Raw genomic sequence first — 15,296 nt, 5'->3', positions numbered from 1 at the left:
GCCGATGCTGTCGCCTGTCCGTACGGCGAAATCTCTTGCGCACCCTGCCCCTGGCCGCTCTCCACACCGGCTCAGGGCATCATGTCCAGCGGCAGCTGCTTGTCCTTGCTGCGCGCTTCGTACCAGCTCTGCACCACATCCGGCAGGCTGTGCTTCCACTCAGGCTCGGTGGTGTAGTAACGCACCCGCACTTCATCCTTGGGCCCTGCCACCACCAGCAGCGCGACCCACAACTGGCCCTGGGTACCGCGCACGAAAATCGCCGCATTGGTGGTGGCCAGGCCCGGCAGCCACATATCGGTGACCTCGGCGCCCTTGAGTTCGGCCGAGGTATCCGCGGAGAACGACGAGCCACTGTCGAGCAGGGTCTGATAGTCCTTGTTCAGCAGTTTCCGGGCGCGCCGGTCTTCTTCCTCGGTGCGCACCAGCGCCGTGGACAGCAGGTCGTAATGGCTCTCCAGGGCTTGCTTGGAAGCCACATAGAGCCCGTCGTAATACACCCCTGAACCGGCGCCGCAGGCAAAGGAGTCGCCCTCCTGGCTCACCTGCAACAGGCCGTTGCGCTGCGTGAAGCGCAGGTTGCAGCCCTCGACGCTGTAGCTGGCCTCACCGCCCTTGATCTGCGCCTTGCCCGCGAGCGAGCCGGAGTTGGCGCCGCCCATGGCCGACAGATCGAAGCTCAGGCGATCCTCGCCAGTGCGCCGGATCACCAGATCACCGGCGTAGAACGGGCTGACCGAGACCCGCTGCCAGGTGCCCTGCCACTCGAACGGCACATTCACATAACGCAACGCGACCAGGCGGCTCAGGTATTTGCTGCGCAGGCAGCCCAGGTCGGTTGCGCACTGATCCCGCTCCTTGAGCCATTCACGCTGGTCCAGGCGCAGCGCCTTGGGGTCCTTGGCCTTGGCCAGGGCCGCCTTCCAGACCTTGCCCAGCTGGCTGTCCAGCGAGGCGGTATAGGGGTCGGCACACAGGGCTTTTTCACTGCTGCTGGCGGCTTTGGCGCAGTCGAAACTGCTGGCCTGCACGCCCTGGGAACAGGCCAGGACCGCGAGCAGCAAGCCAGTGGCTCGTAAGGGACGAACAAGGGGAGCGAACATGGGTCGATTCCATTCTGAAAAGGCGGCGCAAGAATAACTGCAGTGGAGTGTTTTCAGCGATATCCCGACGAAAAAAGCCCCCGCCCGCCCCCCCTCTGAAGCCTGGCTCGGAGCCGGGAGCTTTTATCGCGACAGGCGGCAACCAGTCGTACTAAGCTCTGCGTTTTCAAACTCCAAGGGCACTGCATGAAATGGATGCTGCAGGCACTGTTGCCGCTATTGAGCCTTGCGGCCCACGCCGGCGAGTTGCGCATGCTGACCGACAACCACCCGCCGCTGCACTTCCAGCAGGGCGAGCGGATGGTGGGGTTTGGTGTCGATGTGGTACAGGCCCTGGCGCAGCGCAGCGGCGACACGGTGAACGTGCAGCTGCGGCCGATGCTGCGGGCCCTGCGCGATGCCGGAAGCGATGACGACACAGCGGTGTTCACCATACTGCGCACCGCCGAGCGCGAGTCGCGCTACCAGTGGGTAGGCCCGTTGATGCGCACCGAAACCGCCCTCTATACCCGCAATGGCGACAGCACACCGGTCACCGACCTGCACCAGACCCGGGGCCAGATTGCCGTGCCGCGCAAATGGCTGGTCTACAGCTACCTCAGGCAGCAGGGGCTGGACAACCTGTGGGGCGTCGACAGCCCGGAAATCATGATGCGCCTGCTGCAGGTCGGTCGCGTGCAATACGTGGTGGCCGACACCATGAGCGTCGGCACCTTCGCCGCCGAAGAGGGCTTGGCCCTCGACCAGTTGCGCTACCAGATGCCACTGATGCACCAGGACGCCTACATCGCCTTTTCGCCCAAGGTCAATGCGGCCCAGGTGGCCCGCTGGCAGCAGGCCCTGGACGGCATGAAGCGCGATTGCAGCCTGCAGCAGCTCAAGCAGCTCTGGCATATTGACCAGGCCCCGCCACAGGTAGATTGATTCACCCATGACCAGCCTTGCCCCCTGGAGCCCCATGCCCCATCAGTTGGCGCTCAGTTGCCCGCAGTGCGCAGGCCAGGCCTGCTTCGACTTCGTCGTGGCCAGGCCCATCGAACGCAAGGCCGATGTGCCGTTCTTCCAGGCCCACCCGCTGCTGGAGTACTGGAAAGAGCAGGACAACTGCGGCCACTATCACCACTACGCCCTGTACTTTCCCGGCCTGCATGGCGACCCGATGCAGAGCCTGGGTCCGTTGCCCGATGGCTACAGCCCCAGCCACTGGCAGCGTTCAGCCTACTGGTACCGCGATCACGGCCTGGACCTGGGGTCGGTACGCTGCGAGCACTGCCACTACGCGGCGCGCCACCATCTGAACTGGCCAGGCGAAGCCTATTTTTCCGTACTCTACAAAGGCCAGATGCTCTGGGCCTTCAACCGCGAATCGGCCCTGGCCCTGCATGATTACCTGGGTTCCGCGCAGCGCAATCCCGGTGGCTACCCCTGGCGCAGTTTCCTGCGGCACATCCCGGGGCCGTTCAAGAGCCGCAAGGCACGCCAGCCGCTGACCCGCTCGCTCAAGCGCCTGTTGACCCCGGGCTGAGGCCCCTGACCTGGAGTTCCCCTATGCCGACCTTTACCCCTGCCCGCCCTTTGTATCGCCTCAATTGCACCGGCTGCGGCTGGGACCTGGCAATACTCGGCCAGAACGATGCCACCGTGCGCAAATGCCCCTGGTGCGGCTGCAATGAATTCAGCGAGCAACAGCCGAACCGCAGCGGCGCCGGGCAGATTCTGGAATGCAGGCACCATGGCCCGGTGGTGGTACAGGTGCTGGACGCCAACATCGACAGTCAGGACTTTCTCGACAATCTGTATTGCCCCTTCTGCCCCTGACTGATGGCCATGTTTTCCTGACTTGCACACGGCACTAAATCTCGTCCGCGGCGGCTACTTTCGCTACTATGGCGTGCCGATTCCTGCCTTTGCCGACCCGCCAGACCGGAGCTTCAATGCCTACCCCCAAGGACCTTGCCAGTGACAGCGGCGCACCGATGATTCCCGAACAGCGCCGTGAGCAGATCCTGCGCCAGTTGCGCAAGCACCAGGTGCTCAGCGTGCATCAGTTGATGGAGATGTTCGACTGCTCGCACATGACCGTGCGCCGGGATATCGCCCTGCTGGAGCAGGAAGGCCGCGCCCACTCGGTAACCGGCGGGGTGCGCATCGCCAGCCAGTTGCACAGCGAGCCCAGCCATCAGTCCAAGGCCGTGGTGGAGCTGCCGCAGAAGCAGGCCATGGCCAAGCTGGCGGCGAGCCTGCTGCACGCGGACATGACCGTGTACCTGGACGCCGGCACCAGCACGCTGGAAATCGTGCCCTACATCAAGGCGCTGTCGGGGATGACCGTGGTGACCAACGATTTCGGCGTGGCCCAGGCCCTGATGGACGCGCCCCAGGTCACGGTGATCCATACCGGCGGGCAATTGGACCACTCCAACCACTCCTGTGTCGGCGGGCTGGCGGTGGCCACCCTGCGCCAGGTGGTGACCGACGTGGCCTTTATCTCCACCAGTTCCTGGGACCTGCGCCGGGGCATCACCACGCCATCGGCGCTGAAGGTCGAGGTCAAGCAGGTGGCGATGCAGTCGGCGACCCAGGTGGTGCTGGTGGCCAGCAGCTCCAAGTACGGCACCTTCAGCATGTACAAGATCGCCGGGCTGGAACAGTTCGACATCATCATCAGCGACGCCGCACTGGCCCCTGCGGCGGCGGACGGGATCCGCAAGCACGGTGTGGAACTGCTGCTGCCGGCACAATCCTGAGCCAGCGATAGCCCCCGTCCACAGCAGCCCGTGGCGCAGGACTTGCTCCCGGGCCACGAAGACACCGCAGTAGCCGCTAGCGGTTTTTTTCAGTCTCGGCCATGAACTGCCCCAGTTCGCGGGCGTAGAACCGGGCCATGCCGGTGGTGCCGTGGCCACGGGTTTCGGCGCTGGCGGGAATCAGCAGCAGGCGGGCATTTTTCACCTGTTTGAGCGCCGCTTGCAGGGTGCCGGTTTCCGGCGGGTTGCGCTCGTCGTCCGCGGCGTTGATCACCAGCACCGGCGCCTGGATCCTGCCCAGCCCCGGCATGGCGTTGTAGTCCGCCGAGGACTGCCACTGGTAGATGAAATCATTGGCATCGGCGCCCTGGCTGGCCTTGAGGCGCTCCTGCACCAGCTGGTCAGCCTGGGCCCGGGTCGGCGCCAGGGCCTGATAGGCCAGGGTGCCGCCGCTGGTGCCGGTGGCGAACAGCGCGTTGGCCAGGCGCAGCGACGGCGGCTGTTGCCGGTAGTTGCCCTGCTCCCAGGCCGGGTCCTGCTTGATCGACTCCACCAGCAGGCGGCGCATCATCCAGTTGCGCGAGGACATTTCCCCCGGCTGGGAGGCCATGGGCACCAGGGCGTCCATCATCTGCGGCCACTTCTGGCCCCAGATCCAGGCCTGCATGCCGCCCATGGAATTGCCGATGATCAGCCGCAGGTGCTTGACCCCCAGCCCTTCGGTCAGCAGCCGGTACTGGGCCTGGACCATGTCCTCGTAGTTGTAATGGGGGAACCGCGCCCGCAGGCCGTCCGAAGGCTTGCTCGACTGGCCGACGCCGATGCCGTCGGTGGCGATGATGTAGTACTTGCTGGCATCCAGGGGTTGCCCGGGGCCGAACAGTTCACCGCCAAAATCCTTGCTCAACAGGTCGCTGGCCGGCCGGTAGGTGCCATGCAGATAGAGGATCGCCGGGTGCTTGGGGTCCCCCAGGGTGATGTAGTGCAGCTTCAGGTTGGCCAGTTGCTCACCGTTGTGGAAGGTGAATTGCGGGGCCACCCAATCCCCCTCGGTGGCCGGCGGCAAGCTCGCGGCCGCGGCCAGCGACATACCGCCCAGGGACAAAATCAGGCCGAGCGCGGCCCGGCAGGCAAAACGCTGCATGGGAAAACTCCTGTGCTTGTTGTTATCGGAGGGCCCCCGGCGCGCTTGGCGCCAGGGGTGGCGAACGCTTAGCGCGCCTGCCAGTCCCGCAGCCACTGCAGGCCGGTAGAGGTGTTGCCGCGCGGGCGGTATTCACAACCGACCCAGCCGTCGTAGCCAAGGTCGTCCATCAGCTGGAACAGGTAGGGATAGTTCAGTTCCCCCTGGTCCGGCTCGTGACGATCCGGCACCCCGGCGATCTGGATGTGGCCGATCCCGGCCAGGTCGCGGCGCAGTTTCACCGCCAGGTCGCCTTCGACGATCTGGCAGTGATAGCAGTCGAACTGCACCTTGAGGTTGGCCGCGCCGACTTCCTTGCAGATGGCCTGGGCCTGATCCTGGCGGTTGAGAAAGAACCCCGGCATGTCCCGGGTGTTGATCGGCTCCAGCAGCACCGTGACCCCGACCTTGGCCGCCTGGGCCGTGGCATGGGCCAGGTTCTCCAGGTAGACGCCGTGGTGCCGCGGGCGATCGTTCTCGGACGGCAGCAGGCCGGCCATCACGTGGATCCGCGAGTTGCCCAGCACCGCGGCGTATTCCAGTGCCTTGTCGAAACCCTGACGGAACTCCTGCTCACGCCCGGGCAGGGAAACGATGCCCCGCTCACCCACTGCCCAGTCGCCGGGCGGAGCGTTGAACAGGGCCTGTTGCAGGCCGTGGTCGTCCAGGCGCTGTTTCAGCTCCTGGGGGCTGTAGTCGTAGGGAAATAGATATTCCACGGCCGTGAAGCCGTCGGCCGCCGCGGCGGCGAAACGTTCGAGAAAGTCATGTTCCGGGTAGAGCATGCTGAGGTTGGCAGCAAAACGAGGCATGGTAACTCCTGGGACAAAGGGTCAGACAAATGGCCAGATCAGCAGGGTAATACAGAACCCCAAAGTGCCGAGCAAGGTGGTGATCACGGTCCAGGTACGCAGGCCGTCCGCCACGTTGAGGCCGGCCAGCTTGGTGAAGATCCAGTACCCGGCGTCATTGATATGGGACATGGCCAGCCCGCCACCGCCCATAGCCAGGCACAGCAGGGCCATGTGGTTGGGGCTCAGGTTGAGGGTGGCGATCAGCGGCGCGATGATCCCGGCGGTGGTCACCAGGGCCACGGTGGTGGAGCCCTGCACCGCACGCAGCAGCATGGTCAGCAGAAAACCCAGGGCCAGCACCGGCAGGCCGGTGGTGCGCAGCAGGTCGGAGACCACCGCGCCGATGCCGGTATCCACCAGCACCTTGCCGAACACCCCGCCGGCCCCGGCGATCAGGATCACCATGGCCACCCCGGGCAGCGCCGAGCCGATCACGTCGGACACCTGGCTGCGGCTCCAGCCGCGGCGCGAGCCCAGCAGCCAGGCACACAGCAAGGTGTCCAGCAGCAGTGCCACCAGCGGCGCGCCAAGTACGGTCAGCACCCCGCGCAGGGTGGATTCCAGGGGCAGCAAGGAGGTAGCCAGGGTGCCCAGCAGGATCAGCACGATGGGCAGCAGGATCAGGCTGACGATCAGGCCGAACCCCGGTGGCGGCGCCGGTGGCAGTTTCGCCGCCAGGCTGCCGGTGGACTCCTCCAGGCCCATGTGCGCCACAGCGGCCACCGCCTGGGGGCTGGCAGGCTGCTCGGAACCGTTGTTCCAGGCGGCGAGGTCTTCATTGGTGACGTGCGGGCCGTAGACTTCGGCGCGGATGTCATCGGTCATCGGGTAGTTGCGCCGGGTCATGCGCCCCGCCACGCGGTAGCCCACGTAGCACAGCAGCGCGGTCAGCGGCAGGCCGAACATCAGCACCCGGCCCAGGTCCGCGCCCAGCTGGCTGGCCGCGGCCACCGCTCCAGGGTGCGGCGGCAGGAAGGCGTGCACGGTGAGCAGCGCGGCGCACATCGGCAAGGCGAACACCAGCAGCGGCTTGCGCGCACTGCGGGCCACGCCATAGGCCAGGGGCATGAGGATGATCACCCCGACCTCGAAGAACACCGGCACGCCGATGATGAATCCGGCCATGGTCAGCGCCAGGGGCGTGCGCCGGTTGCCGAAGCGCTCGATCAGGGTCTTGGCCAGCGCCTCGGCGCCGCCGGAAAGCTCGATGATGCGGCCGATCATCGCGCCCAGGGCGATGATGATGGCGATGTGGCCGAGGGTCTTGCCCATGCCGCCCTCGATGGTGGCCACCAGCTCCGCCGGTTTCACCCCGGCCACCAGCGCCACCAGGATGCTTACCAGCATCAGCGCGACAAAGGGCTGGAACTTGTACTTGAGCACCAGGAACAGCAACAGGGCGATACCGGCCCCGGCGGTGATCATCAGAATCAGCGGGCTCATAGCGACAGCCCCCCACAAGGTTGCTGGCGTGTGTGGCAGAACTCGCTGGAACCCGTAAAGCCTATGCAGTCATTCATCTCGGGATGTCCTGTTGTTATTGTTTTTTACCGGCAAGCCGCTCCCCGCGAGAGCCCGATGGCGCTCCCGAGGGCCGCTTTCCATGAAGCGTTGTCAGTGATTACCAGGCGGCGCCGAAAGCGTCCCGCAGCTCATCCAGGGCGGCCTGATCCAGAGGTGCCGGGCGCGGCTGGCTCATCAGCCACAGGCGCGCGGTTTCCTCCAGCTCTTCCAGGGCGTAGCTGGCCTTGGACACACTGCTTTCCCAGACCACCGGGCCCAGGCGTTCGAGCATCACCCCACGCACCTGGTTGGCCAGTTGCGCCACCTGCTCGGCGACCTTGGGCGAACCCGGGCGCTGGTAGCCGATCAGCGGGATATGCCCGACCTTCATCACCTGGTACGGGGTCAGCGGCGGCAGGATGTCGTCCTCACGCCAGACCCCGGCCAGGGTCAAGGCCACCAGGTGGGTGGAATGGGTATGCACCACCCCGCCCACCCCGGGATTGCGGTCATACACCTGGCGATGCAGGGCCAGGGTCTTGGACGGTTTGTCGCCGCTGACCCACTCCCCCGCCAGGTTGACCTTGGCGATGGCTGCAGGGTCGAGCCGGCCCAGGCAGATATCGGTGGGGGTGATCAGCCAGCCATCATCGAGCCGCGCACTGATGTTGCCGGCGCTGCCCACGGTGTAGCCGCGCTGATAGAGGCTGCGGCCGACATCACAGATTTCTTCGCGCAGAGCGTTTTCGCGGCTCATGGCTGACCTCCCGCCAGTTGACCCAGGGCCTTGCTGAAAAAGTCGCGACCACCGAAGTTGCCGGACTTCAGCGCCAGGGCCAGGGGCTCGCCGCCACTGCTGACCGTGGCAGGCACCCCGGGATCGATCTGTGCACCGATCTGCAACAGCCGTACTCCCAAGGCCTTGACCACCGCTCCGGAGGTTTCCCCGCCAGCCACCACAAAGCGCCGCACGCCGCTGTCGCGCAGGCCCCGGGCGATCTCGCCCAGGGCATTCTCCACCAGCGCTCCGGCATGTTCGGCACCGAGCTGACGCTGCACCGCCTTGACCTCTTCCGGCGTGCTGGTGGCGTAGATCAGCACCGCGCCCTGCTGCTCCCGGGCAAACGCCAGGGCCTGTTCCACCACCGCCTCGCCGGCCGCCAGGGCCAGCGGGTCGATGCGCCAGGCCGGGCGCTCGGCTTCCAGCCAGGCATCGACCTGGGCATTGGTGGCCAGGGAGGCACTGCCGGCCAGCACCACTTCGCCACCGGCCACCTTGGGCAGGCTTGCAGCGTCGAGGTCGCGCAGCTTGCCGGCGCGGCGGAAGTTTTCCGGCAGGCCCAGGGCCAGCCCGGAACCGCCAGTGAGCAGCGGCAGGTCGGCGCAGGCGGCGCCGAGGGTATAGAGGTCGGCATCGGACAGCGCGTCGGCAATCGCCAGGGCAACACCCTGCCCGCGCAGTTCGGCGATCCTGCTGCGCACCGCCTCCACGCCCTGGGCGATGCTGTCGTAGCGCAGCAGGCCTACCGGCAGCCGGGTCTGGGATTGCAGGACCCGCACCAGGTTGGCATCGGTCATCGGCGTCAGCGGGTGATGCTGCATGCCTGATTCGCTGAGCAACTGGTCCTGGACGAACAAGTGGCCACGGAAAATGGTCCGGCCGTTCTCCGGGAACGCCGGGCAGGCCAGGGTGAAATCGCTGCCCAGGGCCTCGAGCAAGGCCTCGCTGACCTGACCGATGTTGCCCGCCGCGGTGGAATCGAAGGTCGAGCAGTATTTGAAGAAGATCTGCTCGCAGCCCTGGTCCCGCAGCCATTGCAGGGCGGCCAGGGATTCGGCCACCGCTTCGCTGGCCGCAGTGGTGCGCGACTTCAGCGCGATCACCACGGCGTCGGCGTCCAGCCCGGCAGCCACTTCGGCGCTGGGAATGCCGATGCTCTGCACAGTACGCATACCACCGCGAACCAGCATGTTGGCCAGATCCGTGGCGCCGGTGAAGTCATCGGCGATGCAGCCCAGCAACGGGCGTGGATTGGAAATCGTCATCACGGGTTCCTCACTCGGCATCGGGCTTGGCCACGGGCAGGTCGATGCCCGGGAAGATCTTGATCACCGCCGAGTCGTCCTCGCGGCCAAAACCGGCGCTGGAGGCCTGCATGAACATCTGGTGCGCGGTGGCCGACAGCGGCAGCGGGAATTTGCTGGCCCGGGCGGTATCCAGCACCAGCCCCAGGTCCTTGACGAAGATATCCACCGCGGACAGCGGTGTGTAGTCGGCCTTGAGGATATGCGGAACACGGTTCTCGAACATCCAGGAGTTGCCCGCGCTGTGGGTGATCACCTCGTACAAGGCATCGGCATCCACCCCTTCGCGCAGGCCCAGGGCCATGGCTTCGGCAGAGGCGGCAATGTGCACCCCGGCCAGCAACTGGTTGATGATCTTGACCTTGGAGCCCAGCCCGTGGGCGTCACCCAGGCGGTAGACCTTACCGGCCATGCCCCCCAGAATCGCCTCGGCCCTGGCGTAAGCGGTGGCCGGGCCGGAGGTCATCATCGTCATCTCGCCGGCGGCAGCCTTGGCCGCGCCCCCGGAGATCGGTGCATCCAGATAGAGCAGGCCCAGGGCCTCCAGGCGCTGGCCCAGGTCCACGGCGTAGGTCGGGGCCACGGTGGCGCAGCCGATCACCAGGCTGCCGGGACGCAGTGCCGCTGCCGCCCCGCCCTCACCGAACAGCACGCTTTCGGTCTGCTCGGCATTGACCACCACGGTGACAATCACATCGCATTCGCCGGCCAGTTGCGCCGCCGAGGCGCAAGCCACGCCGCCTTCGCTGGCGAACTGCTCGGTGACCGCAGCACGGACGTCACAGGCATGCACCTTGAAACCGCTGCGCAGCAACGACCGGGCGATGCCCAGGCCCATGGCGCCAAGACCGATGACACCGACATTGTTGTTATTCATGGGGGACTCCAGAAATAGACCAGGACTGTGCCGCGCCAGACAGGCGCCGGGCAAGAACCGGGCAGGACAGGGAAATCCGGATTGCAGGTCCGGCAAATGCAACACAGGCAGCAACAGGCGCAGCGCCAGACGGCAAGCCCGGAAGGTGCATGGCACCGTGGGCAGGTGCCGAGAGAGGCAGGAGCGAATCGATCATCATGGCCATCCTGTTGCTGTTGTTATCAGGTTGAGCTTTGGCTGTGAACGATCATCCACCAATGAACGGATTATGTGAAGAAGTTTTTCAATCTAACATTTTTTAACATCACCTTGAGCGCCCGGCCCCGGCCAGCCACTGGTCGGAAGCCGACGGCCGGTCCCCCGTGGGCTGCTACAACCCTCCACAGCCCTGATCTGGATCAGCATGGCCCGGGGTGACCTGGCCGAGGCTGAATGAACGAGGGCTGCTGACTGGCGGTAGCACCCTTCATCGCAACCCCGTTGACGCTCCCCCTGGCGGAGAGCTCAATGGCCTGTCTGGTTATGCTTGGATAAGGATGATTCAACATGGCAAAGATTGAGGTTTTATCAGGTGATTTCCTGCAAGGCGCCGGCGAATACCGGCACGGCACCTTCAGGCTCAAGACGGTATTCAACAGCAACGGCGTCGAGGTCAAGGCATCGGCCTTCAAGACACTGGAGATCGCCAGCGAAAGCCCCATCACCAACAAGGACGCCCTGGGCTACGGCATTGCCGGCGCCATGCTGTTGGGCCCGGTGGGCGCCCTGGCCGGGTACCTGATGGCGGGTACGGAAAACGAAGTGACCTTCATCGGCACCCTCAAGGATGGCCGGCAGTTGATGGCGGCCACCGATAGCGCGACCTACAAGGATATCTCCCAGCACTTGCTGCACTGATAATCCTCGTCGCTATATTCAGTGCTCATGACATCCCCATCTGTCATGGGCACTTTCTTTATCTGAAACTTATATATATCCGCCTCTCGCATCAGTTAATTTCCACCCTTAGCTGAACCTCACCTGAAACTTCATAACTGATCAATGATTCAGGGCAATTTAACCTTGACTCCAGCACCCCTCCTGAGTAAATTGCGCGGGCCGGTAATTACGGCCCTTTGTTTAACTCACTAAAGAAGCCAATGGACACAGTATCTAGACGCTGTCTGGTCACTGCCGCTGCGCAGAGCCAGGCACTTAACCCTGAAAATGACGGGACTCGACTCCGCGGTCGGGTAAGCTGCGCTAGGGCTTGACGCTCCAACGTAACTTGCCTCCCCCGGAACCAGTCCGGTCGCGAGGCAAATGTTATGCACTTCACTTCCTCTGTAATGCCAGGCGTTCGCGCCTTCGCCGCCACCATGCGGGTCAAGCTGTGCCGTGAGCCCAAGGTTCTGGCGCGCTCGCCGTTTTCTCGTGCCGCCCCCACCCCCTCGACCGCCCTGCGAGCCAATTGGCGCGTCTGCCCGATGACCGGGCAGTTGCAGCAACGCTGGAGCTTCGACGATAGCCAGGACCCGCAGAGTCGGGGCGCTGCCCTGCTCCTGCAGCAGGCCGGACTGATCTTCGGCCTGTACCTCGGGGCACGCAGCTCAGCCTGAACCAGCGGTAACTTTCCGTTGTTTGCAAACGAACTTTAAAAGTTTAAGTTCGGCGGCGTGCTAGTGCCTGTCAGTTAATAAAGTTACTGGAGAAAGTTATGGAAGAGGCCAGTAGTAGGTTCGCTGCCCATACAACTTCATTGTTTGAGCAGCGAACGTTAAAACCTGAAAAACGCCAAGATCAAAATCGATCGCTAACCTGCGGCTCGACATGTTTTCGCTCGCCTTTAATTAGTTGAGTGTTGCTGTGTCGTGCCGCAAGCAGGCGGCAGGAGCACAGACCATGACTGTAAAAAACCCAACTTCCCGCAACACCAGCGCCACCAGTGACAGCAACAAGCTATCGATGCGTGCCGCCCGCGAAGCCCAGAACGGCCTGGCCGTCACCCTGGCCAACGTCAACTCCACCACCGCCGGCCTCACTGAACTGGATGCCGAAGGCCGCCTGCAACGGGACGGCCACAACGAGGTCGCCCACGACCGTCCGCCACACGCTCTGGTGCAGCTGCTCCAGGCTTTCAACAACCCCTTCATCTATGTGCTGATGACCCTGACCGGTATCAGTTTCTTCACCGACTTCTGGCTGCCGCTGCAGGCCGGCGAAGAAACCGATCTCACCGGGGTCATCATCGTCCTGGTGATGGTGCTGGCCAGCGGCCTGATGCGTTTCTGGCAGGAACACCGCTCGGCCAAGGCCGCCGAAGCACTCAAGGCCATGGTACGGACCACCGCCGCCGTACTGCGTCGCGAGCAGATGGGCATGCAGGCCCGGGTGCGTGAAGTGCCGATGCGCGACCTGGTGGTGGGCGACATCATCCAGCTGTCCGCCGGTGACATGATCCCTGCCGACATCCGCCTGATCGAATCCCGCGACCTGTTCATCAGCCAGGCGGTGCTCACCGGCGAAGCCTTGCCGGTTGAAAAGTACGACACCCTGGGCGCCGTCCAGGAAAAGTCCGCCACCGCCCAGGCCGCCGATCAGCAAGACCTGCTGGACCTGCCGAACATCTGCTTCATGGGCACCAACGTGGTCAGCGGCACGGCCACCGCCGTGGTCGTGGCCACCGGCTCGCGCACCTACTTCGGTTCCCTGGCCCGCTCCATCGTCGGCTCCCGCACCCAGACCGCCTTCGACCGCGGGGTCAACAGCGTCAGCTGGCTGCTGATCCGCTTCATGCTGGTGATGGTGCCCATCGTTCTGCTGATCAACGGATTCGCCAAGGGCGACTGGGCCGAAGCCTTCATGTTCGCCCTGGCAGTGGCCGTCGGCCTGACCCCGGAAATGCTGCCGATGATCGTCAGCGCCAACCTGGCCAAGGGCGCCTCGGCCATGGCCAAGCGCAAGGTGGTGGTCAAACGCCTCAACGCGATCCAGAACTTCGGCGCCATGGACGTGCTCTGCACCGACAAGACCGGCACCCTGACCCAGGACCGGATCATCCTCGAACATCACGTCGACATCAGCGGCAGCCGCTGCGATGAAGTGCTGCAACTGGCCTGGCTCAACAGCTACCACCAGAGCGGCATGAAGAACCTGATGGACCGCGCAGTGGTCAGCTTCGCCGAGGAGAACCCGCACTTCACCCCGCCTGCCGCCTGGCGCAAGGTGGATGAACTACCGTTCGACTTCGTCCGGCGGCGCCTGTCGGTCATCCTCGCCGATGCCCGCGGCCACCACCTGCTGGTGTGCAAGGGCGCGGTGGAGGAAATGCTGGAAACCGCCACTCGGGTCCGCAAGAACGGTGTCACCCAGACCATCGACGCGGCCCTGCGTGCCGAGTTGCTGCAACTGGCCGAAGACTACAACCGCGACGGTTTCCGCGTGCTGCTGGTGGGCACCCGTGACATCGCCCGGGACCAGATCAAGAACCAGTACAGCGCCAGCGACGAACGCGAGCTGGTGATCGAAGGCTTCCTGACCTTCCTCGATCCGCCGAAGGAAACCGCCGGCCCGGCGATTGCCGCCCTGCGCGACAACGGCGTCACCGTGAAGGTACTGACCGGTGACAACGCCATCGTCACCGCGAAGATCTGCCGCGAGGTCGGCCTGGAAGTCGGCGAGCCGCTGCTGGGTCGTGACATCGAGCGCATGGACGACGAAGTGCTGGGGCGCCTGGTGGAAGAGCGCACGGTATTTGCCAAGCTCACCCCGCTGCAGAAGTCCCGAGTGCTCAAGGCATTGCAGGCCAACGGCCACACCGTGGGTTTTCTCGGCGACGGCATCAACGACGCTCCGGCGCTGCGCGATGCCGACGTCGGCATCTCGGTGGACAGCGGCACCGACATCGCCAAGGAATCGGCGGACATCATCCTCCTGGAAAAGAGCCTGATGGTGCTGGAGGAAGGGGTGATCAAGGGGCGCGAGACCTTCGGCAACATCATGAAGTACCTGAACATGACCGCCAGCTCCAACTTCGGCAACGTGTTCTCGGTGCTGGTGGCCAGTGCCTTCATTCCGTTCCTGCCAATGCTGGCGATCCACCTGCTGCTGCAGAACCTGATGTACGACTTCTCCCAGTTGGCCCTGCCGTGGGACAAGATGGACAAGGAATACCTGAGCAAGCCACGCAAGTGGGACGCCAAGAACATCGGGCGCTTCATGCTGTGGATCGGGCCGACCTCGTCGATCTTCGACATCACCACCTTTGCCCTGATGTGGTACGTGTTCGCCGCCAACAGCGTGGAAATGGCCGCCCTGTTCCAGTCCGGCTGGTTCATCGAAGGCCTGCTCTCCCAGACCCTGGTGGTGCACATGCTGCGCACCCGCAAGATCCCGTTCATCCAGAGCACCGCGGCACTGCCGGTCATGCTCGCCACGGGCCTGGTGATGGCACTGGGTATCTATGTGCCCTTCTCGCCTCTGGGCAGCATGGTCGGCCTGGTGCCGCTGCCATGGGAATACTTCCCTTGGCTGGTGGGTACCCTGCTCAGCTACTGCGTGGTCGCCCAGACCATGAAGACCCTGTACATCCGCCGCTTCAAGCAGTGGTTCTAAGGGCCTGAGCCCGGTGCGACCGCCCCACGGCGGTCGCACCAGATACAGCAAACCAACGATGCCACCGTCGGCGCGGCCAGCGCCCCGTCGACGGCGACGCTGTTCGCCCGAAAGGAGCATCGCCATGTTTTTCAAACCTTTTTCGCTGTTGCAACGCGGCCTGAAGGCCTTGCTGGTCTGCGGCCTGTGCGCCTGCGCCAGGCTGCTCGCCCGCCTGAGCATCCGCCTCTATGTGCGGGGCCTGCTGAGCGCCGTTGAAATGCGTTTCCTGCTGGGGTTCAGCGCCGCCATCACCCGCGCCTCGCTGCGCCTGGCGATTGCCTGAAACCTGTCACAGTCCCGGGAGAATAC

Annotated in this window: 15 protein-coding genes; 8 read left to right on the top strand and 7 right to left on the bottom strand. The window is 64.6% G+C overall.

Annotation, left to right across the window (positions count from 1 at the left end):
• Positions 1-71 precede the first annotated feature (71 nt).
• Positions 72-1,103: a lysozyme inhibitor LprI family protein gene (locus ABCR88_RS13445; RefSeq protein ID WP_350404707.1), complete on the bottom strand. Its 1,032-nt coding sequence runs from the start codon at positions 1,101-1,103 to the stop codon at positions 72-74.
• Positions 1,104-1,289: 186 nt separating this feature from the next.
• Between ABCR88_RS13445 and ABCR88_RS13440 the strand changes: the two genes are divergently transcribed.
• The 4 genes from ABCR88_RS13440 to ABCR88_RS13425 all read left to right on the top strand — a co-directional run bounded on the left by ABCR88_RS13440 (position 1,290) and on the right by ABCR88_RS13425 (position 3,850).
• The gene (locus ABCR88_RS13440; RefSeq protein WP_350404706.1) at positions 1,290-2,027 is read left to right on the top strand and encodes a transporter substrate-binding domain-containing protein; all 738 of its coding nucleotides are present in this window, start codon (positions 1,290-1,292) and stop codon (positions 2,025-2,027) included.
• 7 nt (positions 2,028-2,034) lie between these two features.
• Positions 2,035-2,628 (top strand): hypothetical protein, encoded by a 594-nt coding sequence (locus ABCR88_RS13435; RefSeq protein WP_236187206.1) that lies wholly within the window; start codon positions 2,035-2,037, stop codon positions 2,626-2,628.
• Positions 2,629-2,651: 23 nt separating this feature from the next.
• The gene (locus ABCR88_RS13430; RefSeq protein ID WP_011061621.1) at positions 2,652-2,921 is read left to right on the top strand and encodes a hypothetical protein; all 270 of its coding nucleotides are present in this window, start codon (positions 2,652-2,654) and stop codon (positions 2,919-2,921) included.
• A gap of 116 nt (positions 2,922-3,037) precedes the next feature.
• A complete protein-coding gene (locus ABCR88_RS13425; protein WP_015635853.1) occupies positions 3,038-3,850 on the top strand; it encodes a DeoR/GlpR family DNA-binding transcription regulator in 813 nt (270 codons plus the stop codon).
• Between the two features lie 76 nt (positions 3,851-3,926).
• On the opposite strand, the gene ABCR88_RS13420 is transcribed toward ABCR88_RS13425, so the two are convergent.
• From ABCR88_RS13420 to ltnD, 6 genes are all read right to left on the bottom strand, one after another.
• A complete protein-coding gene (locus tag ABCR88_RS13420; RefSeq protein ID WP_350022780.1) occupies positions 3,927-4,994 on the bottom strand; it encodes an alpha/beta fold hydrolase in 1,068 nt (355 codons plus the stop codon).
• Positions 4,995-5,062: 68 nt separating this feature from the next.
• Positions 5,063-5,845, bottom strand: coding sequence for a 2-oxo-tetronate isomerase (gene otnI / locus ABCR88_RS13415; RefSeq protein WP_350404704.1), 783 nt, complete (start codon positions 5,843-5,845; stop codon positions 5,063-5,065).
• A gap of 21 nt (positions 5,846-5,866) precedes the next feature.
• Positions 5,867-7,330, bottom strand: a complete 1,464-nt coding sequence (locus ABCR88_RS13410) for a GntP family transporter (protein ID WP_011061625.1) — start codon at positions 7,328-7,330, stop codon at positions 5,867-5,869.
• Between the two features lie 178 nt (positions 7,331-7,508).
• Positions 7,509-8,147, bottom strand: coding sequence for an aldolase (locus ABCR88_RS13405; protein ID WP_123473477.1), 639 nt, complete (start codon positions 8,145-8,147; stop codon positions 7,509-7,511).
• Complete coding sequence (otnK, locus tag ABCR88_RS13400) at positions 8,144-9,436, bottom strand: 3-oxo-tetronate kinase (protein WP_350404703.1); 1,293 nt, start codon at positions 9,434-9,436, stop codon at positions 8,144-8,146. Before otnK ends, ABCR88_RS13405 begins: the two co-directional genes overlap by 4 nt.
• 10 nt (positions 9,437-9,446) lie before the next feature.
• Positions 9,447-10,352: an L-threonate dehydrogenase gene (gene ltnD / locus ABCR88_RS13395; RefSeq protein WP_011061628.1), complete on the bottom strand. Its 906-nt coding sequence runs from the start codon at positions 10,350-10,352 to the stop codon at positions 9,447-9,449.
• Between the two features lie 546 nt (positions 10,353-10,898).
• Between ltnD and ABCR88_RS13390 the strand changes: the two genes are divergently transcribed.
• The 4 genes from ABCR88_RS13390 to ABCR88_RS13375 all read left to right on the top strand — a co-directional run bounded on the left by ABCR88_RS13390 (position 10,899) and on the right by ABCR88_RS13375 (position 15,270).
• Complete coding sequence (locus ABCR88_RS13390; RefSeq protein ID WP_011061629.1) at positions 10,899-11,249, top strand: hypothetical protein; 351 nt, start codon at positions 10,899-10,901, stop codon at positions 11,247-11,249.
• 410 nt (positions 11,250-11,659) lie between these two features.
• On the top strand, positions 11,660-11,950 hold the full coding sequence (locus ABCR88_RS13385; RefSeq protein WP_011061630.1) for a hypothetical protein: 291 nt from the start codon (positions 11,660-11,662) through the stop codon (positions 11,948-11,950).
• Between the two features lie 283 nt (positions 11,951-12,233).
• The gene (gene mgtA / locus ABCR88_RS13380; protein ID WP_325984784.1) at positions 12,234-14,945 is read left to right on the top strand and encodes a magnesium-translocating P-type ATPase; all 2,712 of its coding nucleotides are present in this window, start codon (positions 12,234-12,236) and stop codon (positions 14,943-14,945) included.
• A 124-nt stretch (positions 14,946-15,069) separates the two neighbouring features.
• The gene (locus ABCR88_RS13375; RefSeq protein ID WP_019095481.1) at positions 15,070-15,270 is read left to right on the top strand and encodes a hypothetical protein; all 201 of its coding nucleotides are present in this window, start codon (positions 15,070-15,072) and stop codon (positions 15,268-15,270) included.
• Positions 15,271-15,296: the final 26 nt, after the last annotated feature.

Origin of the sequence: Pseudomonas sp. W17 (assembly GCF_040268305.1) — a bacterium.
In the GTDB taxonomy this organism is placed as follows: domain Bacteria; phylum Pseudomonadota; class Gammaproteobacteria; order Pseudomonadales; family Pseudomonadaceae; genus Aquipseudomonas; species Aquipseudomonas protegens.
The sequence above is the reverse complement of the archived record's forward strand: the minus strand, read 5'-3'. Positions and strand labels throughout refer to the sequence as shown.

Coding starts and splice junctions, on each gene's coding strand:
- ABCR88_RS13435 (WP_236187206.1), top strand. CDS start 2,035: ATGACCAGCCTTGCCCCCTGGAGCCCCATGCCCCATCAGTTGGCGCTC.
- otnI (WP_350404704.1), bottom strand. CDS start 5,845: ATGCCTCGTTTTGCTGCCAACCTCAGCATGCTCTACCCGGAACATGAC.
- ABCR88_RS13405 (WP_123473477.1), bottom strand. CDS start 8,147: ATGAGCCGCGAAAACGCTCTGCGCGAAGAAATCTGTGATGTCGGCCGC.
- otnK (WP_350404703.1), bottom strand. CDS start 9,436: ATGACGATTTCCAATCCACGCCCGTTGCTGGGCTGCATCGCCGATGAC.
- ABCR88_RS13425 (WP_015635853.1), top strand. CDS start 3,038: ATGCCTACCCCCAAGGACCTTGCCAGTGACAGCGGCGCACCGATGATT.
- ABCR88_RS13430 (WP_011061621.1), top strand. CDS start 2,652: ATGCCGACCTTTACCCCTGCCCGCCCTTTGTATCGCCTCAATTGCACC.
- ABCR88_RS13385 (WP_011061630.1), top strand. CDS start 11,660: ATGCACTTCACTTCCTCTGTAATGCCAGGCGTTCGCGCCTTCGCCGCC.
- ABCR88_RS13375 (WP_019095481.1), top strand. CDS start 15,070: ATGTTTTTCAAACCTTTTTCGCTGTTGCAACGCGGCCTGAAGGCCTTG.
- ABCR88_RS13445 (WP_350404707.1), bottom strand. CDS start 1,103: ATGTTCGCTCCCCTTGTTCGTCCCTTACGAGCCACTGGCTTGCTGCTC.
- ABCR88_RS13440 (WP_350404706.1), top strand. CDS start 1,290: ATGAAATGGATGCTGCAGGCACTGTTGCCGCTATTGAGCCTTGCGGCC.
- ltnD (WP_011061628.1), bottom strand. CDS start 10,352: ATGAATAACAACAATGTCGGTGTCATCGGTCTTGGCGCCATGGGCCTG.
- ABCR88_RS13410 (WP_011061625.1), bottom strand. CDS start 7,330: ATGAGCCCGCTGATTCTGATGATCACCGCCGGGGCCGGTATCGCCCTG.
- mgtA (WP_325984784.1), top strand. CDS start 12,234: ATGACTGTAAAAAACCCAACTTCCCGCAACACCAGCGCCACCAGTGAC.
- ABCR88_RS13390 (WP_011061629.1), top strand. CDS start 10,899: ATGGCAAAGATTGAGGTTTTATCAGGTGATTTCCTGCAAGGCGCCGGC.
- ABCR88_RS13420 (WP_350022780.1), bottom strand. CDS start 4,994: ATGCAGCGTTTTGCCTGCCGGGCCGCGCTCGGCCTGATTTTGTCCCTG.